Source organism: Bacillus sp. DX4.1 (assembly GCF_030348195.1).
Lineage (GTDB): Bacteria > Bacillota > Bacilli > Bacillales > Bacillaceae_G > Bacillus_A.
The window spans coordinates 4,889,034-4,914,286 of the sequence record NZ_JAUCFT010000008.1 but is presented as its reverse complement, the minus strand read 5'-3'; the positions used below and the strand labels follow the sequence as shown (position 1 = coordinate 4,914,286).

Here is a 25,253-nt window from a genome sequence, read left to right as displayed (position 1 = left end):
TATTCAGAAAATTTAGTACAATTCCTTCTAAGAAATAGTATAGGGGGAATTATATGTGAAGGCTTTCAAGTCGATTTTACTTTGGGGATTAATTGCAGCATTAGGAGCGGTTGGATTTGGTGTGATCGCCCTATCTCAAGGTGAAACTATTAATGCTGTATGGCTATTAGTAGCCGCTGTTTCTGTATATGCTATTGCGTATCGATTTTATAGTAGATTTATTGTGAGAAAAGTATTTGAGCTTGATAATAATCGGAAAACACCCGCAGAGACCTTAAATGATGGAAAAGATTATGTTCCAACAAATAAATGGGTGTTATTTGGTCATCACTTTGCGGCCATCGCGGGAGCAGGTCCGTTAGTCGGACCAATTTTAGCCGCGCAGATGGGCTATTTACCAGGAACACTTTGGATCATTGTTGGCGTTGTAGTAGCCGGGGCTGTTCAAGATTTCGTGATTTTATTTGCCTCGATGAGACGTAATGGAAAATCATTAGGGGAAATGATTAAAGAAGAGATTGGTCCTGTGACAGGATTGATTGCAATGATTGGCATTTTAGGTATTATGATTATTTTATTAGCAGTATTAGCGTTAGTAGTCGTGAAGGCTCTTGTTGGTAGTCCGTGGGGAATGTTTACCATTGCGGCGACCATTCCAATTGCAATTTTAATGGGTGTTTACATGCGTTACATTCGTCCAGGGCGTGTTGGAGAAGGATCGGTCATCGGCATTATTTTACTTCTTTTATCTCTTGTCGGAGGGCAGTATGTAGCGGAAAACCCAGCACTTGCAAGTATGTTTACTTTTAAAGGAGAAACAATTGCAATTATGCTGATTGTATATGGTTTCATCGCTTCTGCACTTCCCGTGTGGATGTTGCTTGCTCCTCGTGATTATTTAAGTACATTTTTAAAAGTTGGGACAATTGCTGGATTAGCGGTTGGTATTCTTATTGTAGCACCAGATTTACAAATGCCAGCTGTGTCTAAGTTTATCGATGGAACAGGACCAGTATTTTCCGGGAACTTATTTCCATTCTTATTTATTACAATCGCATGTGGTGCTGTATCTGGATTCCATGCTTTAGTCTCTTCTGGTACGACACCAAAGATGATTGAAAGTGAAGGACACGCACAACCAATCGGTTACGGTGCAATGTTAATGGAGTCCTTTGTTGCGGTGATGGCGATGATTGCAGCGTGTGTATTAACACCAGGAACATATTTTGCAATTAACAGTCCGCCGGCTCTTATTGGCACAGATGTAGCACAAGCGGCCCAAGTTATTTCTTCTTGGGGATTTGCAATTACACCAAATGAATTGAAAGAGCTTGCTGTAAATGTGGGAGAACAAACGATATTGTCTCGTACGGGAGGAGCGCCAACATTAGCAATTGGAATGGCCTATATTTTTTCACAAGTACTTGGTGGAACAGCAATGATGGCCTTCTGGTACCACTTCGCAATTTTATTTGAAGCGCTGTTTATCTTAACGACGATTGACGCGGGTACACGTGTAGGACGATTTATGATTCAAGATATTTTAGGACATATTTATAAACCGTTTGCGAAAACAAACTCTACACCGGCAAATATTATTGCAACAACACTGTGTGTGTTAGGCTGGGGGTATTTCTTATACCAAGGGGTAGTCGATCCGCTCGGTGGGATTAATACGTTATGGCCACTCTTTGGAATTGCCAACCAAATGTTAGCTGGTATTGCATTACTACTTGGAACAACCATTTTGTTCAAAATGGGGAAAAAGGCGTACGTTTGGGTGACACTTATTCCAACTGTAGGTTTACTCATTGTGACGATGACAGCTGGCTATCAAAAACTATTCCATGAAAACCCAAAGATTGGCTTTTTATCACATGCAAAAGTATTTCAGAATGCTTTAGACGAAGGGAAAGTACTCGCTCCAGCGAAAAACGTAGCACAAATGAAACAAATTATTTTCAACGATTATATCGATGCTGCACTTTGTGGTGTGTTCATGTTAGTTGTAATTGCGGTTCTTATTTCTGCTATCCGTATATGGATTCAAGTATTGCAAAATAAAGCAGTACCATTAAAAGAAGCGCCATACATTCCGAAAGATGAAGGTGAGTCGAGAAATTATGCTTAAAACATTGGGGAATATGTGGAAGACACGAAAGCAATTTATTAGTTTACTTGTCGGCGTTCCAAGTTATGAAACGTATGTTACTCATATGAAAAAACATCATCCGGATGAACCAATTTTATGTCAAAAACAGTTTTTTTCGGAAGCACAAGAGGCACGTTTTAATGCGAAAGGTGGCAAAATATCAAGGTGTTGTTGAAGGAAAAGGGCGATTCGTCGCTCTTTTTTTATTTTTTGTGTTTCACGTGGAACAACATTTGTTTTGATTGGTTAGCTGGTGTGAAATTAGTAATTATGGTTTTAAGGGGAGCCTTACTACCTACTAGAATGGAATGAAAATAAAGCTATCAATGCGATAGCTTTATTTTTTATTTCTTATACAAGCTCTTTTCCAACAGCAAATTTACGATAGGCACCGTGATGTGTTGGTCCTACATATTCGTTGATTTTGAAAGAGTGACGAATTGCTGCTGTGATAAAATCTTTTGCAATATTTACAGCTTCTTTTACAGGTTTTCCTTTTGCAAGTTCTGCTGCAATTGCTGCAGAGTATGTACAGCCTGCACCGTGTGTATTTGTTGTATCGATTTTTTCTGATTCTAAAATATCAAATGTTTTTCCATCGTATAATACATCGATTGCTGTTTCAGTACCTAGTTTGCTACCACCTTTAATTAGTACATATTTTGCACCTAAAGTATGGATTTTTTCAGCTGCTTGCTTCATATCTTCAAGAGAGTTAATTTTCACACCGCTTAGTTGGTATGCTTCAAATAAGTTTGGTGTTACAACTAATGCTTTTGGGACAAGTACGTCGCGTAAGCAATCGTTTGTTTCAGGATGCAGTGCTTCATCTGCTCCTTTACATACCATAACTGGGTCTACTACTACATTTTGTAGATTATGCTTTTCGATCGTTTCAGCAACAAGCTCAATGATTTCAACAGATCCAAGCATACCTGTTTTTAAAGCATCAACACCAACACCTTCAATTGTTGTTTCTAATTGTGGTTTTAGTGTAGAAGCTGGAATTGGGAATACGTTATGTGCCCAGCCATTATGTGGGTCCATCGTTACGATTGTTGTAAGAGACGTCATTCCGTATACGCCAAGCTCTTGGAATGTTTTTAAATCTGCTTGTATACCAGCACCGCCACTTGTATCAGATCCAGCGATTGTAAGTGCTTTATTTAATGTCATTGTGAAAGCCCCCTCAGGTAATATAATGAAAACTACATTTTTAACCATTATATCAATGTTATGACTAAGTACAAAGTGAAAAAATAACTTGTTTGTTTTAAATGATATTGAATTTGGTACAATGAGAAATGAAAATATTGTATGTAGGAGAAAAATTATGTTTCAAGAAAATCGTACAAACGAATTAGTGATATTAAAAGAGATTGCAGAAACATTAAATACATCAAATGATACTTATCATGTGTTACAGGCTGTATTAGAAAAGTTATTGCATGTAACAGGCTTAACAACAGGGTGGATTTTCCTTGCTGATGGAGACGGCAGGTATACGAAATTGATTGATTATCGTTTGCCAGCAGCGCTTACCTTTCAAAATAAAAAACCAATGTGTGAAGGGGAATGTTGGTGTTTGCGCCGTTTTGTTGAAGGGAAATTAGAACGGGCTGTTAATATTATTGAATGTAAACGAATTAACAATGCAATTGAAAATAATTGGGGCGACACAGAAGGAATTCTTCATCATGCAACTGTTCCATTAAAAGCCGGTGGGGAAGAATTCGGCGTACTAAATGTAGCAAGTCCAGGAAAAACACATTTTTCCGAGGAAGAACTGATGCTTTTACAATCAGTTGCTTTACAGATTGGAACGGCTTTAAAACGGACGAAATTATATGAAGGCGAAAAGAGGCGTGCTCATTATTATGTGAAATTAGAGCGTGTGATTCAACAAATGGGAACAATTCACAAGCTCAACACATTACCGTTAGAAGTTATAAAACAGGTTGGTAAAGTGTTTGAGTGGCCGCAGTTAGCATTTTTTATACAGGAAGAAGAGAAGCTATCGCTACGCGCCTTCTATAAAAATGGTGTTTTGCAGGAAGAAAAGGAAGATGCGGGATTAGAAGATATAGCATGGGAAGCATTTCAACAGAATCACACCGTCGTGAGGAAAAGACCAGTTGGGAAAGCAGTTCAAAACAATGATTCCATCATCGCTGTTCCTATCTATATTCGAAATCATGTGTTTGGTGTGTTATGTGTGAGCAGTTCAAAGCAGGAGGAATTTGATACGCATACTGTAGATATGATGCAAGCGCTGACTAATCATATATCATTAGTAATTGAGAATTTACGCTTAAATGAACAGCGCCGCGAGCTTGCTCGAATGGAAGAACGAAACCGCTTAGCAAGGGACCTTCATGATTCCGTTTCACAAAAGCTATTTTCATTAACCTTCATGACGAAGGGGGCAGAAGCTGTTTTGAAGGGACAAAATGAAAGGGTCGATCAATCTCTTCATGAGATGAGGGAGCTAGCGCAAGGTGCCTTAAAAGAAATGAGGACACTCATTTGGCAGCTACGTCCAGCAGGATTAGAAAAAGGTTTGCTTCCAGCTTTAAAGCAGTATGGTGAAAACTTAGGGTTAAAGATTCGCGAACAGGTCACAGGTGTGCGCGATTTACCGCGTGTGGTAGAAGAAACATTATGGCGCATCGGACAAGAGGCCTTAAATAATATTACTAAGCATGCAGGTGTAATAGAAGCGACGATTTATTTTAAAGTGACAGAGAAAGATGTGTCCTTAGAGGTGGTTGATTACGGCCTTGGTTTTATAGAAAAGGATATAAAAGAGAAGAAATCGCTTGGGATGACAACAATGCGCGAACGGGCAGAGTTAATCGGCGGATGTATTAAGATTGTAAGTGAAAAAAAGCGGACAAGTATAAAAGTTATCGTACCATTATAATGCGATGTGAAAATGAGGGGAACTTGTGAAAATAAAAGTATTATTAGTTGATGATCATACAGTTGTTTTAAAAGGATTAGCATTTTTCTTAAGCACACAAGAAGACTTGGAATTAGTTGGAGAAGCAAATAACGGAAAAGAAGCGTTAGAAAAAGTAGGAGAGGCACAGCCGGATGTTGTATTGATGGACTTGTATATGCCAGAGATGGATGGCATTGAAGCGACAGCGTGTATTAAAAAGGAGTATCCGCATGTGAAAGTACTTGTATTAACTAGCTTTTCGGATCAAGCTCATGTGTTGCCAGCATTAAAAGCTGGAGCGAGCGGATATATTTTAAAAGACGTTGAGCCTGATCAGCTTGTAGAAGCGATTCGTAGTGCATACAAAGGAAATATTCAGCTTCATCCTGATATAGCAAACGCGCTTCTTTCTCAAACTCTGCCGCAAGAAGAACGAGAGCCGACATCAAATACTCATGTGGATGTGCTAACTGCAAGAGAAAATGAAGTATTACAGTTACTGGCTAAAGGGATGAGTAATAAGGAAATTGCCTCTGTTTTAGTCATTACTGAAAAAACGGTAAAAGCTCATGTAAGTAGTATTTTAAGTAAATTAAATTTATCAGATCGGACACAAGCAGCTTTATATGCAGTGAAAAATGGAATTGTATAAGACAAAAGTCGTAGGACTTAGTTCACCTTTAGGAGGTGGACTTTTTTTATGAAAAGATACGTCTATGTGAGGAAGAAATTGATGAATTGAAAAGGTAGAATATACTTGTAAGTAACAACATTACAAGGGATTGTCCCTTTTTAGTGAGTAAATATATAAGCAACGTAAGAGTGAGTAATTAGGAGGAAAAGAAAATGACAACAGTTTTATTTGTAAAAGCAAACAACCGTCCAGCAGACCAAGCAGTTAGTGTGAAATTATATGAAGCATTTTTAGCAAGTTACAAAGAATCACATCCAAACGATACAGTTGTAGAACTTGATCTATTCAAAGAAGATTTGCCATATGTAGGTGTAGACATGATTAATGGTACATTTAAAGCAGGTAAAGGATTTGACTTAACAGCAGAAGAGGCAAAAGTAGTAGCTGTTGCTGATAAATATTTAAATCAATTCCTTGCAGCGGATAAAGTAGTATTTGGTTTCCCATTATGGAACTTAACAATTCCGGCTGTACTTCACACATACATCGATTACTTAAACCGTGCTGGTAAAACATTTAAATATACACCAGAAGGTCCAGTAGGTCTTATTGGAGATAAGAAAATTGCATTATTAAACGCACGCGGTGGTGTATACTCTGAAGGGCCAGCAGCTGAGGTTGAAATGGCTGTTAAATACGTAGCGAGCATGATGGGCTTCTTCGGTGTACAAAACATGGAAACAATCGTTATTGAAGGTCACAACCAATTCCTTGAGCAAGCGGAAGAAATTATTGCAGCTGGTCTTGAAAAAACTGTTAAAGTAGCAAGCAAATTTTAATTAAAAGCATAATTCTCACTCAAAGAAAGCAGTATTAACGTTAATAAAATGTTAATACTGCTTTTTATTATCTTGTAAGCTCATCAGCTAGTTGTTTTAATTGATTTCTGTTTTGGATGCAATATGCTCTTCCTTCTTTTTTTAACCAATTTTGCTGACAAAATTGGTTTAGTACATACAAGAGATGACGGTAACTAACATTTAAATATTCAGAGGCCTCTGTATGCTTTTCGACATAGCAATTATTTTGTTCGGTTAATAGAATAAAAGCAGCTAATCGGTTTTCTAAAGGATAACTATAATTTTTTGCATAGCTCTCCGTTCGAGTAATTGTTTTTTCTCCAATAAATTTGCATAACTGTTGTAAGAAAGTGGCATCTTGCAATAAGAGGTGGCGACAATCTTTAAGTGGAAGAGCTAGGCAGATACAAGGTTCTATAGTTTCAATCCCCTTTGTGACAGATTCCACTCCAATTAATCCTAATTCTCCAATGAATGAAGGTGCCTGAATAAAATTAATTAAGGATATCTTTCCGTTTTTGTGGCTCATATATATTTTTGCTCTTCCAGAAATTAAGTAATAGAGGTATGGGAAATCCTCCCCTTCACTACATATAGTCTCTTTCTTTTGAAAGGAGTGAAGTTCTATATACGGTAAAACATCAAAGGAAAAGAGCGTTTGGAAGTTGTAAGCTTGTACATAATTGCAAATTTCTTCTCTATTTTTTCCGATGTTCATTTTTTCACCTCGTATTTAGTATGAGATATCTCCTATTATTTTTACAAGAAAGAATGATACGATTTATATGAAAATAAATTAAAATAGTTTTTGGTAGAAGAGAGGAAGAACGTGAGGGGTATTATGACAAAATTAAAGAAAGAATATAAAACATTGTTATTTGATGTAGATGACACATTATTAGATTTTAAGAAAGCTGAGAAAACAGCATTACGTATGCTTTTTGAGGAGAAAAATATACCTTTAACTACTGAAATTGAAGCCCATTATAAAAAAATAAATAAAGGTCTTTGGAAATCTTTTGAAGAAGGGGAAATAGATCGTGATGAAGTTGTGAATACTCGATTTTCAATTTTATTTAAGGAATATAGTCAAGAAGTTGATGGGCCTTTATTCGAAAAAAATTATCGTAGTTATTTAGAAGAAGGAAATCAGCTCATTCACGGAGCGTTTGAGTTCATACAAAATATTCAAACCCAATATGATTTATATATTGTGACAAATGGTGTTTCCAAAACGCAAGATAAACGCCTGCGTAATTCGGAATTGCATTCACTTTTTAAAGGTATTTTCGTTTCAGAGGATACAGGTTTTCAAAAGCCAATGAAAGAGTATTTTGATTATGTCTTTGAACGGATTCCTAATTTTTCTGTAGAGGAAGGACTCATTATTGGAGATTCGCTAAGCGCGGATATTAGAGGAGGACAGTTAGCTGGGCTAGATACTTGCTGGTTTAATCCTGAAAAAAAGTTAAACGATAGCGGGATAGTTCCGACTTATGAAATACAAACTTTTGATGAACTATATGAAATTTTAAAGTGGTAGTTCTTGTGAGGTTTTAAGGGGAATTTTATCTACATTAAGATGGTCTTAAATATTATTTTGTAATATTCGATGATATACTTATCAGTCCTTTGTGTAATTGTTAGTAATAGTTTACTTGCAGTGGCAATTTTATTTGTAAAAACGTAAGCGGATGGAAAGATCAATTTTAATGGTATTTTAATATTCAGCTCCATCCTGATATAGCAAGTGCGCTTCTTTCTCAAACGTTACCTCAAGAAGAGAAAGAGGAACCCTCGGCTATTCATATAGATGTACTAACGGCAAGAGAAAATGAAGTGTTGCAGCTATTAGCAAAAGGGATGAGCAATAAGGAAATTGCCTCTGTTTTAGTGATTATAGAAAAACGGTAAATGCTCATGTAAGTAGCATTTTAAGGAAATTAAATTTATCTGATCGCACACAAGCAGCATTATAAGCAGTACCAACACTTTTATAGCGATGGTACTGCTTTTTATTTGTTTATTTTACTATTTGATATTTGCACTAGCCGCCTGTTTATTCTCACTATGGTTAGGAAGTGGAAATAAATTACCAATCATTGCAGCTCCAAGCATTGGTAATAATAAATTGATTGGGAAGAACATAAGCAATAATACTGTAATAGCGATTGGTTTTCGTAATGCATAGCTTGAAATGGCTGTCGTCACGATGGCTACAGAAGCAATTGGATCTACTGGTATGACAGTGGCCATAGCATATCCAATACTTGCACCAGCAAATATAATCGGAAAAATGTGTCCACCACGCCAACCTGTATTTAAACAAACTGCCGTTATACATAATTTTAAAACCCCTGAAAGAAACAGCAACCCAAATGATAATTCTGTCCACTCATTCACTAATTCTTTTAATTGGTGTTCTCCTGAAAACATTGTATATGGGAGGAAAGTTCCTGCAATCCCTAAAAGAATGCCACCTATAATCCCTAATGCTAGTTTATATTCTTGAAAAGGATGTACTACTTTTTCCAATATATATTCTATCTTGAAATAAAAATAGCCTACACCAGCGCCTATACAAGCAAGGGGGAGAAAGGCAACCCATTCATGGAGTGCAAAAGACCCTTCTCCAAAATTAACAATAAAAGATCCTCGATTATCAAATTTACTAAGTAATAAATAAACAGAAAAACCAGCAAAAGTAGTAGCGAGATATACAATAGCCTTTTTCCCTTTAGAAACTTCAGCAAGTCGATCATTCTCATTTTCGCTTGGGGCTAAATAACCGAATAGCGGTGCATTAAAAATAACACTTAAAGTAGCACCAATCCCAATTTCTGTTAGTCCTTGCATTCCTTTTAAAGCAAAATTAAAGCGATCACCAATCCACGTACAAAGTCCACCTATAATCCCAACAAGTGCTGCTTCTGGTCCTAAGCTTGCGCCAAATACTAAAACAATAATAGCTGTTAACGTAGCTTGATGCACAAAATGGTACTCAATCCTACCTGTTTTCTTATATTCAGCCATTACTTCTGGCATTAAACGTGGGTATGTACCAAAGTACTTCTGTGATAATCCGATAAGAACACCACCGATTATTGTTACACAAATTGTGTAATAAGGTGGTAATGTAAATTCTTTGGGTAAATATTCCCAAATGAAGTGAATTCCAGCATTGGTGACAACTAAAAATAACCAGACTGTAGCACCAACCATAGAACCTAGGAACATACCATATATGATGAGTAAATAGTGCATGCCTCCCCTAATGGCCATTCTTTATGCCTCCTTTATGTTATATTCTATTATGAAAAAGTTAGAGATTATGATACGAAAATAATTGGATAACTAATTCAATATGCATATTATCTTTGTAAGAGAATTACTTATTCAAAATATATTACAAAAACCAGCATTATTATTTTATGAAGCCCTGAAACATTCCTAATTGTAATCGTGTTTTTGTATATATTTTGACAGCATTTGTATAAAGTGTAGCATTGTTAAATACAACTCTTTAATTTTACATAGTAAGTAAGGTTTTTAAAAGGTATTCTTTTTCTTTAGATAGCGCCATTTTCTTTGATTTTTTAAATTTAAATTTTAGGAATAAATGATTAAACTGTTAATAAAATCTTTTGAAAAAATTCAGAAAAATAATTGACAGTAGGAAAATATTGCTATAAAATCAACGGTAATTGAATAGTCTTATCAAGAAAAGGTGGAGGGACAGGCCCTATGAAACCTTGGCAACAGCCGATTAGCGGAATTGTGCCAAATCCTGCAGGTAATAGTCCTGACAGATAAGAAAGAAAATCTAGAGCGTGTTTTCAAACTGCTTCTTTCTTGTTCGGGAAAGAAGCAGTTTTTTTATTTTCATAAAGTGAAACTTTCATCAATAGATTGAAGGTGAATACTCAATCTATTAATGGAAGGCGTTAATTCTTGGCTTTTAGAGTGAGATAGAAGAAAGGAGTATGAGAAATGGGAGAATCATGGGGAAAAGGAACAATTTGTGTACAAGGTGGTTATACACCAAAGAATGGTGAACCTCGCGTCCTGCCACTCTATCAAAGTACAACGTACAAATATGATACGTCAGATGATTTAGCCGCGCTCTTTAATTTAGAGGCGGAAGGCTATATTTATACGCGTATTGGTAATCCGACACTGGCGGCATTTGAACAGAAGCTAACAGAGTTAGAGGGCGGTGTTGGAGCTGTTGCAACAGCATCTGGCCAAGCTGCAATTATGCTTGCAGTTTTAAATATTTGTGGCAGTGGTGACCACCTGCTTTGTTCTTCCACGGTTTATGGGGGAACAGTTAATTTATTTGGAGTAAGTCTACGTAAACTTGGAATTGATGTGACATTCTTTAATCCGAACCAGACTGCTGATGAAATTGTGGCACTCGCAAATGATAAAACAAAATTAATTTATGCTGAGTCACTTGGAAATCCAGCGATGAATGTTATAAATTTTGAAGAGTTTGCAACGGCAGCAAAAGAGCTGGAAATACCGTTTATTGTCGATAATACATTGGCAACGCCATATTTGTGCCAAGCGTTTGAACATGGGGCAAATATTGTTATTCATTCTACAACGAAATATATCGATGGTCATGCAAGCTCATTAGGCGGAATTGTTATTGATGGCGGAAATTTTGACTGGACAAATGGAAAGTTTCCAGAGCTTGTGGAACCAGATCCAAGCTATCACGGTGTCAGTTATGTACAAAACTTTGGGCAAGCGGCATATATTGTAAAAGCTCGCGTGCAGTTATTAAGAGACTATGGAAACTGTATGAGCCCGTTCAATGCGTATATGAGCAATATTGGTTTAGAAACATTGCATTTACGAATGGAGCGTCATAGTGAAAATGCGCTCGCAGTTGCGCAGTGGCTTGCTAATCATGAACGAATTGAATGGGTGAATTATCCAGGTATAGAAAGTAATGAGAATTATTCACGAGCAAAAAAATATTTGTCAAAAGGTGCAAGTGGGGTGTTAACGTTTGGCATTAAAGGTGGTTTACAGGCCGCCAAAGATTTCATTGCAAACGTTAAATTGGCAACCTTAGTGACGCACGTAGCAGATGCAAGAACATGTGTGATTCATCCAGCAAGTACAACGCACAGACAATTAACAGAAGAAGAGCAGCGGTTAGCTGGCGTTACATCTGATTTAGTCCGTTTATCGGTCGGTATAGAAGATGCATCTGATATTATTGCAGATTTACAAGAAGCATTAGTTGGAGGCAAAGCACATGCCGATCATTGTTGATAAAGATCTACCAGCTCGTAAAGTGTTGCAAAAGGAAAATATTTTTGTGATGACAAAAGAGCGAGCAGAAACGCAAGATATACGTGCTTTAAAAATTGCAATTTTAAACTTAATGCCAACGAAACAAGAAACAGAGGCACAGTTGCTTCGGTTAATCGGTAATACACCGCTTCAACTGGATGTACATTTGCTTCATATGGAGTCTCATGTATCACGTAACGTAGCGCAGGAACATTTAACAAGTTTTTATAAAACATTTCGTGATATTGAAGGAGAAAGATTTGATGGGCTTATTATTACAGGGGCCCCAATTGAAACAATTCCTTTTGAAGATGTAGATTATTGGGAAGAGCTCGGGCGCATTATGGAATACTCTAAAACAAATGTAACATCTACCCTTCATATTTGTTGGGGGGCACAGGCTGGACTGTATTATCATTATGGAATTACAAAATACTCGCTGACAGAAAAGCTGTTTGGTGTATTTGAACATGAGGTGCATGGGCAGCATGTGAAGTTATTGCAGGGATTTGATGAGCTCTTTTTTGCCCCGCATTCTCGTCATACAGAAGTGCGAGCATCTGATATTGAAAAAGTACCAGAGCTTACAATACTTGCAACATCAGAAGAAGCGGGTGTCCATCTCGTCATGAATCAAGATGGTAAACATATTTTCGCTCTCGGTCATAGTGAATATAGCTGTGATACGTTAAAGCAAGAATATGAACGAGATAGGCAAAGAGGGTTAGAGATTACGATTCCTAAAAACTATTTTAAACATAATAATCCATCTGAAAAACCACTTGTAAGATGGCGGAGTCATGGAAACTTATTATTTTCAAATTGGTTAAATTATTATGTGTATCAAGAAACCCCTTATGTTTTATAAGATAATCATTATATGACACGTGGCAACGTTTTCTTTGTAATGAACAACTTCTATTTTTCCGAATGTTCAAAATATATTGTTTTTCAGAATTTTAACTTATATAATGGCATCTAAATACAATTATCTAGAGGGGTGGACAGTATCATGAATGAAATTCAAGTGGGCTTATTAGGCCTTGGGACAGTTGGCAGCGGTGTGGTTCGTATTATTACGGATCATCAAGACCGTCTTATGCATCAAGTAGGTTGTCCGGTGAAAGTAGCAAAAATATTAGTGCAAAATATTGAAAAAGAGAGAGAAGTTCAAGTTCCCTCTACGCTATTAACGAAGAATCCAAATGATATTATAAATAATCCTGACATTGATGTTGTCATTGAAGTAATGGGCGGTGTTTCAGAGGCAAAAGCATATATTTTGAAAGCCTTGCAAAGTGGTAAGCACGTTGTCACTGCCAATAAAGATTTAATGGCGGTGCACGGAGCAGAATTACTTAAAGCTGCAAAAGAAAATCAAGCTGATCTATTTTACGAAGCGAGTGTAGCTGGGGGTATTCCCATTTTACGTAGCATCGTAGAAGGACTTTCTTCGGATCTTATTACAAAAGTGATGGGAATTGTGAACGGAACAACAAACTTTATTTTGACAAAAATGTCTGACGAAGGGAGAGCATACGACGACGTGTTAAGAGAAGCGCAGGAGCTTGGATTTGCGGAAGCAGATCCAACATCAGACGTAGAAGGATTAGATGCAGCAAGAAAAATGACGATTTTGGCAACTCTAGGCTTTTCTACAAATGTAGAGCTTGGGGATGTGAAAGTGAAGGGGATTACATCCATCACAGAGGAAGATATTACGTATAGTAAAAGCTTAGGGTACACAATTAAATTAATTGGACTCGCAAAGCGAGATGGAGAAAAATTAGAGGTAACAGTCGAGCCAACGTTACTTCCTAATACCCATCCTCTTGCTGCCGTTCAAAATGAATATAATGCTGTATATGTATATGGTGAGGCGGTAGGAGAAACGATGTTTTACGGTCCTGGTGCCGGAAGTTTGCCAACAGCAACAGCAGTTGTTTCTGACTTAGTTGCGGTGATGCAAAATGTGCGCCTTGGTGTAACAGGAAATAGTGCGGTTTCTCCGCAATATGAGAAAGTATTAAAAGAACAAGACGAAATTTTTGTGAAAAAGTTTTTACGTCTACACGTACAAGATGAGATTGGTGTATTTGCAAAAATCACATCACTATTCTCTGAGCGCGGTGTTAGCTTTGAAAAGATTATCCAAATGCCATTACAGCAGAAAGGAGCAGCTGAGATTGTCATCGTAACACATCGTGCGTCCCTTGCAGATTATGAATATATTTTACATACACTGCAATCATACGAAGAAGTAGATTGTGTGAAAGCAAATTATCGAATCGAAGGGGATGCTAGATAATGTGGAAAGGGCTGCTTGCTGAATATAAGGATTTCCTACCTATTACAGAAAAGACGCCACTCCTGACATTACACGAAGGAAATACACCACTTGTTTTATTAGAGAACCTTTCAGCGCGGTGGGGTGTTACGATTTATGGAAAAATAGAAGGAGCGAATCCAACCGGATCTTTTAAGGATCGCGGCATGGTAATGGCTGTAGCGAAGGCTAGAGAGGTGGGAAGCAAGACGGTTATTTGTGCGTCTACAGGTAATACGTCTGCATCTGCAGCAGCTTATGCAGCTCGGGCAGGATTATCATGTATTGTTATCATTCCTAATGGGAAGATTGCATACGGGAAATTAGCGCAAGCGGTCATGTATGGTGCTGAGATTGTAAGTATTGATGGAAACTTTGATCATGCTTTGCAGATGGTGCGTAAATTAAGTGATTCGTCGCCCATTACTCTTGTGAATTCTGTCAATCCGTACCGCATTGAAGGACAAAAAACGGCTGCATTTGAAATTTGTGATGCACTAGGAAAAGCTCCGGATATTGTAGCAATTCCAGTTGGGAATGCCGGCAATATTACAGCGTACTGGAAAGGTTTTAAGGAATATCATAAAAGACTTGGCACTGGGTTGCCAGAAATGCATGGTTTTGAAGCAGAGGGAGCAGCTGCTATTGTGCGGGGACATAAAATTGAAGAGCCTGAAACAATCGCAACGGCAATTCGGATTGGGAATCCGGCAAGCTGGGAGAAAGCTGTGGCTGCGGCAGAGTATTCTCAAGGTAAAATAGATGAAGTAACAGATAGCGAAATTCTTCAAGCATACGAATGGTTAGCGAAGTACGAAGGGGTCTTTGCTGAACCGGCTTCTTGTGCATCTCTTGCCGGTATTTATAAGCAATTGCAAAGTGGAGAAATTGCGAGGGGAAGTCAAATCGTAGCGGTACTAACAGGAAATGGCTTGAAAGACCCAAATATCGCAATTGATACGAAGCAAATTCAGCCAGTTGTGCTGCCGAACGATGAAAAGATTGTCTTTAACTATATTCGCGGAGCAGTTGTCCAATAAAGTGAAACTTTAATCAGTGGGGGTTTCTTCATCCCCCACTGATTATTAGCCTTCACCAATCGGGCTTTTACGGGCAGTTTATCCTCCACATAACTTTTTTACTCCCTGCCGAATTTTGAGGTGGAGGTATTACTGCCCGCGAATAGCAGGATAAAGAGGTTCAGGTGATGAAAGAACAGAAAAGCCTATTGAAAGTTACATGCTTTCAATAGGCTTTTTTGAGTGAAGTATTTTTGTGCCAATATGAATAAATGCTTGAATAATCCATCCTGTCGTAAAGGAAAGAATTATGGTTCCAAAATAAATAGGGCCATCTAATAAGAAACTAATCGTTAAGAATAAAAAGGCGAGTGAAATTTCTGTCCTCCGAAATGTCCATTTTTTCTTTTCGGAAACGGTGAGAACGAATGCTTCCTGCGGAGCTGCACATAGTTGTGTAGATACATACACTCCAATTCCAGCCCCAACAAATAGATTTCCGCATACAAGTGTTATATATTTTGGAAGAGAACGAATGGAATCCATAATGATGTCGATGGAACCAATAGCATCCACAAAAACAGAAATCAGGATCATTGTAACAATTGTTCCTATCGTAATATATTTTTTATTCAAATAGAGTACGATAAGTGTAAAGGCAAAGTTAATCATAAAAATCCAAAAGCCAATGCTTACACCGAAATTTTGATATAACGCAATAAAGAATGAATCATACGGACTGAGTCCAAAAGAAGTAATCGTTGTCATCATGTTGATACCGAGGGAAAGAATGAGTAATCCGCCAATAAAAAATATATATTCTAGTTTGAGTCGCATCATATGTGTAAATTCCTTTCTGCATTTGTTTGCTAGGAAAGGATACAATGTGGAAAGCTTACCAGGTCAAGCGGGAATTTTGTATGAAGGAATATGAAAGGATTGAAGGGGGAGAATGAAACATGACAAATATAAAGAAAATCGCTGAAATAGCTGGTGTATCAGTCTCGACTGTTTCACGTGTGTTAAACAATCATCCATATGTTAGCGATAAAAAAAGGAAAGAAATATTAGCGATTATTAAAGAGTTTAATTATACCCAAAATGTGAATGCGATTCATTTAGTTAGAGGGAAAACAAATGTGATAGGTGTACTATTACCTCATGTAAATAATCAATACTATAGTGCAATTATCGAAGGGATTTCTAAAGAAACGGCAAAGAAAAATTACAATATGATGCTTTGTCAGACGAACTACAGTACAGAAAAAGAAATTGAAATTTTAAATATGTTAAAAATGAAGAAACTAGATGGTGTAATTATATGCTCAAAAATGAATGACTGCGAAATAATTGAAGAATATACAAAGTTTGGACCAATCGTAACATGCGAAGAAACGGAGTCACAGGCCATTTCCAGCGTGCATATCGATCATTACAAAGTATTTTCACTCGGAATGAAATATGTAATAAAAAATGGACATACCCACATTGGATATTGTATCGGAAGAAATAACAGTGTAAATAGTCAAAGAAGAAAGCAAGCTTATTATGAAGCTTTAGATTCTATATCTATGAAACCTCGGAAGGAATGGGAGTTTACAGAACGTTTTATGGTAGAAGATGGACGCGAAGTGATACGGGAATGGCTTCAATTGCAGGTGAAACCGACCGCCTTGCTCGTTTCGTGTAACCCGATTGCAGCTGGGATTGTAACGGAAGCGCAAAAGCATGGAATTCGTATTCCGGAAGACGTTGCCATTATTGGGTGTGATGATCAAGAGGTAGCCGACATATTAGGAATTACAACGATTGCACATTCGAGTAAGGCAGTTGGTACAAAAGCGTTTGAATTGTTATATGAGAAGATTAACGATGAAAAGATAGATGTAAAGAATATCGAGTTATTGCCACAATTGATAGAGAGGGAAACAACATAATAGATGAAGTAGGAAAATCGCTTTTCAAAAATGCGTTTGGTATAATTATGGACAATCTATGAGGGTTAAAAAGGGGTTTTGACATGAGGCCAACATTAGTAAAGGGAATTCTACTCATTACAATTGCATCTTTTTGTTTATTTGCTTACGGTTTTATTGCTGGCGTGGGTGATGTGTTAAATCCAAAGGCTTCCAAGATAATTACTCCTACAGGGCAAAAACAAGCAAAGGGGAAACAGCAGTCTGGAACATTACAAGTCGTTAGTTTAGGTGATTCTTTAACGCGCGGCGTTGGCGATAAAGAAGGAATTGGTTATGTTGGACGTATGAAGGATACTTTACAAAAGGATTATAAGCAAAGGGTGGCGCTAACGAATTTAGCAGTCAGCGGTGCAAAAATGCCGGACTTGTTAAAACAAATGGAAAGTAGCGGCGCTCAGTATTCGATTAAACAAGCTGATTTCATCGTGTTAACAATTGGAGGAAATGATTTATTTCCAGGTTGGGAATCACTCGGGAAAATGGACTTAGAAACGTATCGCCCTGATACAGTAACGTTTCAAAATCAAGCGAAGCAAATTTTAGCTGAGCTTCGAAAGTTAAATCCAAATAGTCCTATTTTTTGGCTTGGTTTGTATAATCCTTTTGAAGATGTAGAAGATTTAAAAGGTTCTTCATCAATTGTTGTAGATTGGAACGCATCTTTAGAGAAGTTAGCATTAGATGATAAAAATGTATACATTACGCCAACTTTTGATCTGTTCCAAAATCAAGGTAAGAAATTGTTATACTCAGATCATTTCCATCCGAACGAAACAGGCTACTCATATATGGCAAATCGCTTATTACAAAATGTTGTAAGTAAGCTAAAGCTAGATGGAGGAGAGGCGAAATGACAGCAGTACTATCGGTAAGAAATGTGAAAAAGGTAATTGGAAAAAAGACGATTGTAGAAAATATTTCATTTGATGTGAAACAAGGAGAAGTGTTTGGTTTCTTAGGACCAAATGGAGCAGGAAAAACAACGACGATTCGTATGTTAGTTGGGTTAATAAAAGCGACCGAAGGAAACATTTCCATCGGTGGCCACGATATTAAAGCAGATTTTCGAGAAGCAATGCGACAAATCGGTAGTATCGTTGAAAATCCAGAGTTATATACATATTTAACAGGTTTTGAAAATTTAAAGCAATTTGCACGTATGCTTGGTGGCATATCAGATGAACGTATTTTTGAAATTGCAAGAATGGTTCATTTGGATGAACGCATTCATGACAAAGTGAAAACGTATTCTCTTGGCATGAAGCAGCGTCTTGGTATTGCCCAGGCCCTTCTTGGAAATCCGAAGCTTCTTATATTGGATGAACCGACAAATGGACTTGATCCTGCTGGTATAAGAGAAATGAGGGAGTTTATACATACGCTTGTAAAAGAAGAAAATATGAGCGTCTTTATTTCTAGTCATTTGCTGAGTGAAGTGCAAATGATATGTGACCGTGTTGCTATTATTCATAAAGGAAAAGTGATTACGGTGGCTCAGGTTGAAGAGTTGGTAAAAACAGCAAGTGACCGTGTTGAATGGATCGTTACACCGATTTCAAAAGCAAAGGTCATGTTAGAGGCTTCAGATCAAGTAAGTGAAATAACAATAGAAGAGTCCCGCTTATTATGCCGGATGGATATAGCATCTATTAGTGTTTGGAATAAACGCTTTGTGGAAAGTGACATAGACGTGCATAGCGTGAAAGAAATTGTGTTTACACTAGAAGATTTATTTATTGAACTCACAAGGAGTGAGCGGCATGCGTGAATTTGCGAATCTTGTTTTAAATGAATCAGAAAAAGTTTACCGGAAGAAACGTATTTTGGTAGTGATGCTCATATTAGCAATCTTGATTCCGCTATTTGTTTATGCACAGTATCGCGAAGTGCAAACGACGCAAAAACGTCTTGGTACGAGTGATTGGAAAGTAGCACTTCAGCAGCAAATTGTGGATTCACAAAATCGCTTAAACAATTCTAGGCTGCCAGAAGAATGGCGCGATTGGTTAAAAGTACAAGTGGAGCAACAACAATACTACTTAGATCATGATATTAACCCAACTGCACCAGGGGCACCGACATTTGTACGGGCGTTCATTGAACAAGGAATTACATTATTCATTCCACTGCTTGTTATGATTGTTGCCATTGATATCGTAGCGGGAGAACGAAGCGATGGGACCATGAAAATGCTCCTGACAAGGCCAATTCGGCGCTGGAAAATTCTTCTCAGCAAATATGTCACGATGCTGTTATTTATATCGCTCATATTGCTTCTTGTTGGGGCTTTTGCATATGGATTATCAGGTATTGTTTTTGGCTATGCGGGCTGGAATTTACCTGTATTAACAGGATTTGTAATAGATAAGGAAACGTTGAATACAAACTTTGTTCATCTTATCCCACAGTGGCAATATATTTTGATGGCTTACGGACTTGCTTGGTTTGTTGCACTTGTTGTTGGAACGATTTCGTTTATGGTTTCCGTTCTGATTCGAAATACACCAGCTGGTATGGGGGTCATGCTCGCAGCATTAATTGCCGGTGGTATTTTAAGCTCTTTTGCAACATCTTGGGAAGGGGCAAAATACATTTTTAGTGTCAATTTATCATTAACAGATTATTTGTCAGGGAAGTTACCAGCACTACAAGGCCTATCCATGAGCTTTTCATTAATGAACTTGACGATGTGGGCGATTGCCTCACTTATCGTTTCATTTTCGGTGTTTACAAAGCAAGATATGGTAAATTAAATGGACAGGAAGTGAAGAGATGGAACACGTATTAAAGAATGATTGGGAGCCGTTGCTTACACCAGAATTTGAGAAACCGTATTATGAAAAACTAAGACAGTTTTTAAAAGAAGAATATCATACACAGGTCATATATCCGAATGCACATGATATTTTTAATGCACTGCATTATACAGGCTATGAGAATACAAAGGTTGTGATTTTAGGACAAGATCCGTATCATGGACCAAATCAAGCGCACGGTTTAAGCTTTTCCGTACAACCGGGTGTAAGAACGCCACCATCTTTGCAAAACATGTACAAAGAACTGCAGGCAGACCTTGGTTGTGAAATACCGAATAACGGTTACTTAGTAAAATGGGCAGAGCAAGGTGTGCTCCTTTTAAATACAGTATTAACAGTGCGTCAAGGAGAAGCAAATTCTCATAAAGGAAAAGGATGGGAGCATTTCACCGATCGTGTGATTGAACTGTTAAACGAACGTGAGAAGCCGGTGATTTTTATCTTGTGGGGACGACATGCACAAGTGAAGAAAAAACTAATTACAAACGAAAATCATCATATTATTGAGTCTGTCCATCCAAGTCCGCTATCAGCAAGACGTGGTTTCTTCGGAAGTCAGCCATTCTCAAAAGTGAATCACTTCTTATCTAGCATGGGTGAGAAGGAAATTGATTGGCAAATTCCAAATCTATAGGAAGGGTTGGGGGGAAAGAACAGAAAAACAAATCCATTGTTTACGTTGTGAAGGCATCTATATAAATCCATTTTGATTTTTCGGCATATAAGCCGTGGCTATGGATAACAAAAGGTAACCCGCACTCGTTTTCTCTCTTTGTTTTCACTGTGTCTGGGGCAGGAAAAGGATCTGACCGCTTCTATGCATGGCTGGATGCTCTCTTCCACCTAAAAAGAAGGGTTTTATGTCGGTTTTTTAATTTGTATTTATATATATGAAATACATGGGAACAGAGTAACTGCAAAGAAGTTCTCCGTTCAGTAATGTCTTAATTGTAGGAAATTAGAATTTTTTTCGGAATGATGTAAATAAAAATAGTGATTAATTGAAAAAGAAGATGGAAGACTACAAGTTGGAAATGAACTTAATTTGTAGTCTTTTTTTATTTGGAGAGAGAAAATACATAATCGTTTAGCTTTGCGCTGTTAGAGGATTTGTACCATATTCCAACTGGATGTTTCAGAAAATTACAGAAAAGGAGAAAAGGGAGATTTGATATTATAATATTTGTATAGCTCCTATGCAGCTTTGCGCTGTTAGAGGACTTGTACCATATTTCAACCAGATGTTTCAGAAAATTACAGAAAAGAGGAGAAGGAGGGATTTTACATTACAATATTTACATATTAAACTACCGAAAAAAATTTCATAGAAAAGGAGTATGTAAGAGTGAAGAAAATGTGGTACGTACCTATAGCTGTAGCTATAGCAGGCATATTCCTTACTTCAGCTGCTGTAGAGGCAGATTCTAATACGTTTACACAACGTGGTGGAAATGTGCATTATAATTGGGGGTATGATAGCCCGAAGCCTGGAGTGTCAGCAGACCATTTTACTGCTATTTTTGATCAATCTCAATCGTTAAAAGCTGGTGATTATTTTATACATACATTGGCAGACGATCGTGTGAAAGTATCATTTGATGGAAAAGATGTCATCGATCGTTGGTATGATGAAGCAGGGAAAATTGATCGTGCAATTATCAAAAATGTAACAGATGGAAATCATAAGATTCAAACAAAGTTCTATGAAAATACGGGACAGGCTGCTGTATTTTCAGATATTGTTCCTTTTGATCATTGGTTAGCTTATTATTATCCAAATAAAAATTTAGAAGGCTATCCAGTAGATGCAAAAGTAATTGCACCGCAAGGAAGTGAAAAAAAGTTAGCTGAAAATAGTGGTTATGGTTCACCAACCCCAAAGGTTCCAGCAGATAATTTTTCAACACGTTATACGACTGTAAAACGCCTTCCAGCTGGAGAGTATGTCATTCGTGGACGAGTTGATGATGGAGTTCGTGTATTCATTGATGGGAAATTAGTACTCGATCGTTGGGGTTCAGGTTGGTTAGAAGAAGATGCTCGAAAAATTCGTATCGATGATGGGACTGCAGGATGGGCATTTGGAAAAGCAAATGAAAAAGATACACATTTAGTAGAAGTTCAATATTTAGAAGAAACAGGTGGAAGCCAAGTTGATTTTAGTATTGAGCCCTACAAAGAAGCAATACAATCAAAGAGCTGGATTGGTGAATTTTACAATAATAAAGCATTACAAGGTGATGCAGTTGTTATTGGAGGCGATAAGTCCTCTGAAAAAATAGATTCACTTAATTTTAACTGGGGATATGGGACACCACATAAATCCATTTCTTCAGATAATTTTTCAGCACGTTTTACAAAGATAGCTCGCTTTGAAGATGGCGAGTATATGTTTACTGCAAAAGCAGATGATGGTGTACGGGTATACGTCGATGACAAGCTGGTTATTGATTCTTGGAAACCGAGTAATAATGAAGCTCGTAAAGCGAGAGTACCTATGAAGGCCGGAGATCATAAGGTTAAGGTGGAATACTTAGAAGAAAAAGGAAATGCTAATTTACAGGTAGATTATAAGAAAATTCCTGGGCCATTTTACCAAAAAGGCGGGGATGTTCACTACAATTGGGGATATAGTGGTCCTACTCCTGAGTATCCGGATGATGACTTTTATGCTGAATTTGATCAATCTAGAAGTTTGAATGCTGGTGATTATTTTGTGCATACATTGGCGGATGATCGAGTAAAAGTTGCTTTTGATGGGAAAAACGTTATTGATCGTTGGTCTGATAAAGCAGGGGAGATTAATCGTGCTCTCGTTACAAATGTTTCGCAAGGAGATCATAAAATTCAAACAAATTATTATGAAAATACGGGTCAAGCAGCCATTTTCTCTGACTTTGTTCCTTTTGATCATTGGTTAGCTTATTACTATCCTAATACGGATTTAGCAGGTTACCCAGTAGATGCAAAAGTAATCGCACCGCAAGGAAGTGAAAAAAAATTAGCTGAAAATAATGGAACTGGTTCACCAACCGCAAAAGTTCCAGCAGATAATTTTTCAGCACGTTATACAACTGTAAAACGTCTTGCAGCTGGTGATTATGTGATTCGTGGGCGCGCAGATGATGGTATTCGTGTCTTTATTGATGGAAAACCTGTATTGGATCATTGGGGACCAAACGGATTTACTGAATATGCACGCAAAATTCATATTAATGACGGAACAGCAGCTTGGGCATTTGGAGCAACAAATCAAAAAGATACCCACTTAGTGGAGGTTCAATATTTAGAGAAAACAGGCGCAAGCCGTGTAGAATTCAGTATAGAGTCATATAGTCAAGTTAACTATCCGTCTAGTTGGATAGGTGAATTCTATAATAATAAGAATTTAACAGGCGATTCAGTTATTATGGGTGGAAATAATGCACTACAGAAGATTGATTACTTGAATTTTGATTGGAAATACGGCTCGCCAATTCTAGGAATTAAAGCGGATGACTTCTCAGCTCGATTTACAAAAACAGAAAACTTTGATGGTGGAGATTATACATTCTCTGTTAAAGCGGATGATGGAGTTCGTGTTTATGTGGATGATCTTGCTGTTATTGATTCTTGGCAATCTAGTGATAGTGGTATCCGTAAAGGAAATATATCATTAACAAAAGGTCAGCATAAACTGCGAGTTGAGTATTTTGAAGGGACAGGTCAAGCGAATCTATCGGTTGACTACTATATCGATAAACCGTACGAAACGTTAGATTTACGTAAGCCTTCGAAAGTAACAGCACAAGAAATTGAGAACTATGTGAGTAGAAGAACAAACGGTTCCAGTCCGCTTATGGGGCATGGTCAAGATTTCATTGATGCTCAAAATAAATATGGTGTAAATGCGTTATTTTTAGCATCGCACGCAATTTTAGAATCTGGATATGGTAGATCGGAAATTGCTTATCGTAAACATAACTTATTTGGACTTCGTGCGGAAGACTCCGATCCATTTGGCTTAGCGCGCTACTTTAATAACTTTAATGCAAGTATTAATTACAATGCTGCATATGTAAGAGCGTATTACCTAGAGCCAGGACATTGGCAATATAAAGGCGTAACTTTAAAAGATATAAATGCAAATTATTCAACGGATAAAGGTTGGGCAACAAAAATTGCAAACCTTATGGAAGAAATCCATCCATATAGTAAACGAGAATATGATGGAGTAAATATTATACCGAAGAATGGTGAAGAGGTAGTTGATTCTCACCAACTTCCAAAAGATATTCCGTATACAGACTATAAACCGAATACAAAAGGTCAATTAAAACAAACAACGAGTGAGTTTCGTTCTGCACCTTGGCCATATCCAACAGGTGTTGGTAAACCGAATAATGTATTGGGAACACCTTCACAAGGAACGGTAGTTGATGTGTTACAGAAAGATCCAAATAACTGGATTAAAATCCGTGTGAATGGTCAAGAAGGATGGATACCTGAATCACTGATCAAAATTAATGAAAATCGTGATCCGTTAAATGGAAAAGCAATTATTATTGATCCTGGTCATGGTGGCATAGATAACGGCCATGAGGGCTTAGGTAACGGAATGAACGAAGATGAAGTTGTATTAGATGCTGCTTTACGAGTTCGTGAAATATTTAATCGTAAATCGCCATTTAAAGTATTACTAACTCGAGATGGGGATTGGAGACCAGGTAACACTGCTGCAGAATCATTAAAAAAACGTGTGGAATTTGCTGAACAAAATAACGGTGATATTTTTGTAAGCATTCATGCAAATGGCTTCAATGGTGATGCTAATGGATCAGAAACGTACTATTGGGGTGGTAATAGTAGATATGGCAATCCACATGTAGAAGAAAGTAAAGTGCTTTCAGAAAAAATTCAAAAGCGCTTAGTGGAAGCCTTAGATACGAAAGATCGTGGCGTAAAAGAAGGAGATTTACACGTGGTTCGTGAAAATACAATGCCTGCCATTCTTACAGAACTTGCATTCATTGATAATGAATCAGATAATGGAAAACTTACTTCTGAATATTGGAGACAACGTGCTGCAGAAGCAATCTACTCTGGTATTTTAGATTATTATGAGTGGCAGGGTATTAACGTATCATCTTATAGATTATAATTCAAAAGGCTACTTCTACTTACTTTATTTATAATGAAAGTATTGATATGTTAACGATAATTTTTTTGTGTGA

General features: G+C 37.4%; 20 protein-coding genes, 1 pseudogene and 1 riboswitch. Of the genes and pseudogenes, 17 read left to right on the top strand and 4 right to left on the bottom strand.

Annotated elements, in window-relative coordinates; translation table 11 throughout:
• Window positions 1-55: 55 nt before the first annotated feature.
• Together QUF99_RS27990 and QUF99_RS27985 are read left to right on the top strand one after the other, a co-directional pair.
• Window positions 56-2,131, top strand: coding sequence for a carbon starvation CstA family protein (locus tag QUF99_RS27990; RefSeq protein ID WP_289374438.1), 2,076 nt, complete (start codon window positions 56-58; stop codon window positions 2,129-2,131).
• The gene (locus QUF99_RS27985; RefSeq protein ID WP_289374437.1) at window positions 2,124-2,327 is read left to right on the top strand and encodes a YbdD/YjiX family protein; all 204 of its coding nucleotides are present in this window, start codon (window positions 2,124-2,126) and stop codon (window positions 2,325-2,327) included. The genes QUF99_RS27990 and QUF99_RS27985 overlap by 8 nt, the downstream gene beginning before the upstream one ends.
• A 176-nt stretch (window positions 2,328-2,503) precedes the next feature.
• Here the strand turns inward: QUF99_RS27985 and pdxK are convergent, their stop codons facing one another.
• Window positions 2,504-3,328: a pyridoxine/pyridoxal/pyridoxamine kinase gene (gene pdxK / locus QUF99_RS27980; RefSeq protein WP_289374435.1), complete on the bottom strand. Its 825-nt coding sequence runs from the start codon at window positions 3,326-3,328 to the stop codon at window positions 2,504-2,506.
• 157 nt (window positions 3,329-3,485) lie between these two features.
• On the opposite strand from pdxK, the gene QUF99_RS27975 reads away from it, so the two are divergent.
• The 3 genes from QUF99_RS27975 to QUF99_RS27965 all read left to right on the top strand — a co-directional run bounded on the left by QUF99_RS27975 (window position 3,486) and on the right by QUF99_RS27965 (window position 6,569).
• Window positions 3,486-5,075, top strand: coding sequence for a GAF domain-containing sensor histidine kinase (locus tag QUF99_RS27975; protein ID WP_289374433.1), 1,590 nt, complete (start codon window positions 3,486-3,488; stop codon window positions 5,073-5,075).
• A gap of 25 nt (window positions 5,076-5,100) precedes the next feature.
• Window positions 5,101-5,748, top strand: coding sequence for a response regulator (locus QUF99_RS27970; RefSeq protein WP_289374432.1), 648 nt, complete (start codon window positions 5,101-5,103; stop codon window positions 5,746-5,748).
• A 194-nt stretch (window positions 5,749-5,942) separates the two neighbouring features.
• On the top strand, window positions 5,943-6,569 hold the full coding sequence (locus QUF99_RS27965) for an FMN-dependent NADH-azoreductase (RefSeq protein ID WP_289374431.1): 627 nt from the start codon (window positions 5,943-5,945) through the stop codon (window positions 6,567-6,569).
• Window positions 6,570-6,636: 67 nt separating this feature from the next.
• Here QUF99_RS27965 and QUF99_RS27960 read toward each other — a convergent pair whose 3' ends face one another.
• Window positions 6,637-7,308, bottom strand: a complete 672-nt coding sequence (locus QUF99_RS27960; RefSeq protein WP_289374430.1) for a transcriptional regulator YeiL — start codon at window positions 7,306-7,308, stop codon at window positions 6,637-6,639.
• 123 nt (window positions 7,309-7,431) lie between these two features.
• Here QUF99_RS27960 and QUF99_RS27955 point away from each other — a divergent pair, with 123 nt between their 5' ends.
• A complete protein-coding gene (locus QUF99_RS27955) occupies window positions 7,432-8,133 on the top strand; it encodes a YjjG family noncanonical pyrimidine nucleotidase (RefSeq protein WP_289374429.1) in 702 nt (233 codons plus the stop codon).
• A 179-nt stretch (window positions 8,134-8,312) separates the two neighbouring features.
• Window positions 8,313-8,569: pseudogene (locus tag QUF99_RS27950) on the top strand (helix-turn-helix domain-containing protein); the annotation flags it as partial.
• 52 nt (window positions 8,570-8,621) lie between these two features.
• Here QUF99_RS27950 and QUF99_RS27945 read toward each other — a convergent pair.
• Entirely contained in the window at window positions 8,622-9,872 is a 1,251-nt protein-coding gene (locus tag QUF99_RS27945) for a chloride channel protein (RefSeq protein WP_483298619.1), read from the bottom strand.
• Between the two features lie 429 nt (window positions 9,873-10,301).
• A riboswitch (SAM riboswitch) is annotated at window positions 10,302-10,406 on the top strand.
• A gap of 174 nt (window positions 10,407-10,580) precedes the next feature.
• Here QUF99_RS27945 and QUF99_RS27940 point away from each other — a divergent pair.
• The 4 genes from QUF99_RS27940 to thrC all read left to right on the top strand — a co-directional run bounded on the left by QUF99_RS27940 (window position 10,581) and on the right by thrC (window position 15,266).
• Window positions 10,581-11,879, top strand: coding sequence for a bifunctional O-acetylhomoserine aminocarboxypropyltransferase/cysteine synthase (locus QUF99_RS27940; RefSeq protein ID WP_289374428.1), 1,299 nt, complete (start codon window positions 10,581-10,583; stop codon window positions 11,877-11,879).
• On the top strand, window positions 11,863-12,768 hold the full coding sequence (metA, locus tag QUF99_RS27935; protein ID WP_289374427.1) for a homoserine O-acetyltransferase MetA: 906 nt from the start codon (window positions 11,863-11,865) through the stop codon (window positions 12,766-12,768). The genes QUF99_RS27940 and metA overlap by 17 nt, the downstream gene beginning before the upstream one ends.
• Before the next feature lie 144 nt (window positions 12,769-12,912).
• The gene (locus QUF99_RS27930) at window positions 12,913-14,208 is read left to right on the top strand and encodes a homoserine dehydrogenase (RefSeq protein WP_289374426.1); all 1,296 of its coding nucleotides are present in this window, start codon (window positions 12,913-12,915) and stop codon (window positions 14,206-14,208) included.
• Window positions 14,208-15,266, top strand: coding sequence for a threonine synthase (thrC, locus tag QUF99_RS27925; RefSeq protein ID WP_289374425.1), 1,059 nt, complete (start codon window positions 14,208-14,210; stop codon window positions 15,264-15,266). The genes QUF99_RS27930 and thrC overlap by 1 nt, the downstream gene beginning before the upstream one ends.
• A gap of 195 nt (window positions 15,267-15,461) precedes the next feature.
• Here the strand turns inward: thrC and QUF99_RS27920 are convergent, their stop codons facing one another.
• Window positions 15,462-16,085, bottom strand: a complete 624-nt coding sequence (locus QUF99_RS27920; RefSeq protein ID WP_289374424.1) for a YczE/YyaS/YitT family protein — start codon at window positions 16,083-16,085, stop codon at window positions 15,462-15,464.
• 119 nt (window positions 16,086-16,204) lie between these two features.
• Between QUF99_RS27920 and QUF99_RS27915 the strand changes: the two genes are divergently transcribed.
• The 6 genes from QUF99_RS27915 to QUF99_RS27890 all read left to right on the top strand — a co-directional run bounded on the left by QUF99_RS27915 (window position 16,205) and on the right by QUF99_RS27890 (window position 25,180).
• Window positions 16,205-17,182 (top strand): LacI family DNA-binding transcriptional regulator, encoded by a 978-nt coding sequence (locus QUF99_RS27915; protein WP_289374423.1) that lies wholly within the window; start codon window positions 16,205-16,207, stop codon window positions 17,180-17,182.
• 83 nt (window positions 17,183-17,265) lie between these two features.
• A complete protein-coding gene (locus QUF99_RS27910; RefSeq protein WP_289374422.1) occupies window positions 17,266-18,078 on the top strand; it encodes an SGNH/GDSL hydrolase family protein in 813 nt (270 codons plus the stop codon).
• A complete protein-coding gene (locus QUF99_RS27905) occupies window positions 18,075-18,992 on the top strand; it encodes an ABC transporter ATP-binding protein (protein WP_289374421.1) in 918 nt (305 codons plus the stop codon). The genes QUF99_RS27910 and QUF99_RS27905 overlap by 4 nt, the downstream gene beginning before the upstream one ends.
• On the top strand, window positions 18,985-19,977 hold the full coding sequence (locus QUF99_RS27900; RefSeq protein ID WP_289374420.1) for an ABC transporter permease: 993 nt from the start codon (window positions 18,985-18,987) through the stop codon (window positions 19,975-19,977). Before QUF99_RS27905 ends, QUF99_RS27900 begins: the two co-directional genes overlap by 8 nt.
• A 19-nt stretch (window positions 19,978-19,996) precedes the next feature.
• Complete coding sequence (locus tag QUF99_RS27895) at window positions 19,997-20,674, top strand: uracil-DNA glycosylase (RefSeq protein ID WP_289374419.1); 678 nt, start codon at window positions 19,997-19,999, stop codon at window positions 20,672-20,674.
• A 720-nt stretch (window positions 20,675-21,394) separates the two neighbouring features.
• Window positions 21,395-25,180 (top strand): PA14 domain-containing protein, encoded by a 3,786-nt coding sequence (locus tag QUF99_RS27890; RefSeq protein ID WP_289374777.1) that lies wholly within the window; start codon window positions 21,395-21,397, stop codon window positions 25,178-25,180.
• The last annotated feature ends 73 nt before the right edge of the window (window positions 25,181-25,253 follow it).

Bases quoted from the DNA above. Each gene is read 5' to 3' on its own strand.
- QUF99_RS27985 (WP_289374437.1), top strand. From the start codon at position 2,124: ATGCTTAAAACATTGGGGAATATGTGGAAGACACGAAAGCAATTTATT.
- pdxK (WP_289374435.1), bottom strand. From the start codon at position 3,328: ATGACATTAAATAAAGCACTTACAATCGCTGGATCTGATACAAGTGGC.
- QUF99_RS27975 (WP_289374433.1), top strand. From the start codon at position 3,486: ATGTTTCAAGAAAATCGTACAAACGAATTAGTGATATTAAAAGAGATT.
- QUF99_RS27965 (WP_289374431.1), top strand. From the start codon at position 5,943: ATGACAACAGTTTTATTTGTAAAAGCAAACAACCGTCCAGCAGACCAA.
- QUF99_RS27960 (WP_289374430.1), bottom strand. From the start codon at position 7,308: ATGAACATCGGAAAAAATAGAGAAGAAATTTGCAATTATGTACAAGCT.
- QUF99_RS27955 (WP_289374429.1), top strand. From the start codon at position 7,432: ATGACAAAATTAAAGAAAGAATATAAAACATTGTTATTTGATGTAGAT.
- QUF99_RS27945 (WP_483298619.1), bottom strand. From the start codon at position 9,872: ATGGCCATTAGGGGAGGCATGCACTATTTACTCATCATATATGGTATG.
- QUF99_RS27940 (WP_289374428.1), top strand. From the start codon at position 10,581: ATGGGAGAATCATGGGGAAAAGGAACAATTTGTGTACAAGGTGGTTAT.
- metA (WP_289374427.1), top strand. From the start codon at position 11,863: ATGCCGATCATTGTTGATAAAGATCTACCAGCTCGTAAAGTGTTGCAA.
- QUF99_RS27930 (WP_289374426.1), top strand. From the start codon at position 12,913: ATGAATGAAATTCAAGTGGGCTTATTAGGCCTTGGGACAGTTGGCAGC.
- thrC (WP_289374425.1), top strand. From the start codon at position 14,208: ATGTGGAAAGGGCTGCTTGCTGAATATAAGGATTTCCTACCTATTACA.
- QUF99_RS27920 (WP_289374424.1), bottom strand. From the start codon at position 16,085: ATGATGCGACTCAAACTAGAATATATATTTTTTATTGGCGGATTACTC.
- QUF99_RS27915 (WP_289374423.1), top strand. From the start codon at position 16,205: ATGACAAATATAAAGAAAATCGCTGAAATAGCTGGTGTATCAGTCTCG.
- QUF99_RS27910 (WP_289374422.1), top strand. From the start codon at position 17,266: ATGAGGCCAACATTAGTAAAGGGAATTCTACTCATTACAATTGCATCT.
- QUF99_RS27905 (WP_289374421.1), top strand. From the start codon at position 18,075: ATGACAGCAGTACTATCGGTAAGAAATGTGAAAAAGGTAATTGGAAAA.
- QUF99_RS27900 (WP_289374420.1), top strand. From the start codon at position 18,985: ATGCGTGAATTTGCGAATCTTGTTTTAAATGAATCAGAAAAAGTTTAC.
- QUF99_RS27895 (WP_289374419.1), top strand. From the start codon at position 19,997: ATGGAACACGTATTAAAGAATGATTGGGAGCCGTTGCTTACACCAGAA.
- QUF99_RS27890 (WP_289374777.1), top strand. From the start codon at position 21,395: ATGTGGTACGTACCTATAGCTGTAGCTATAGCAGGCATATTCCTTACT.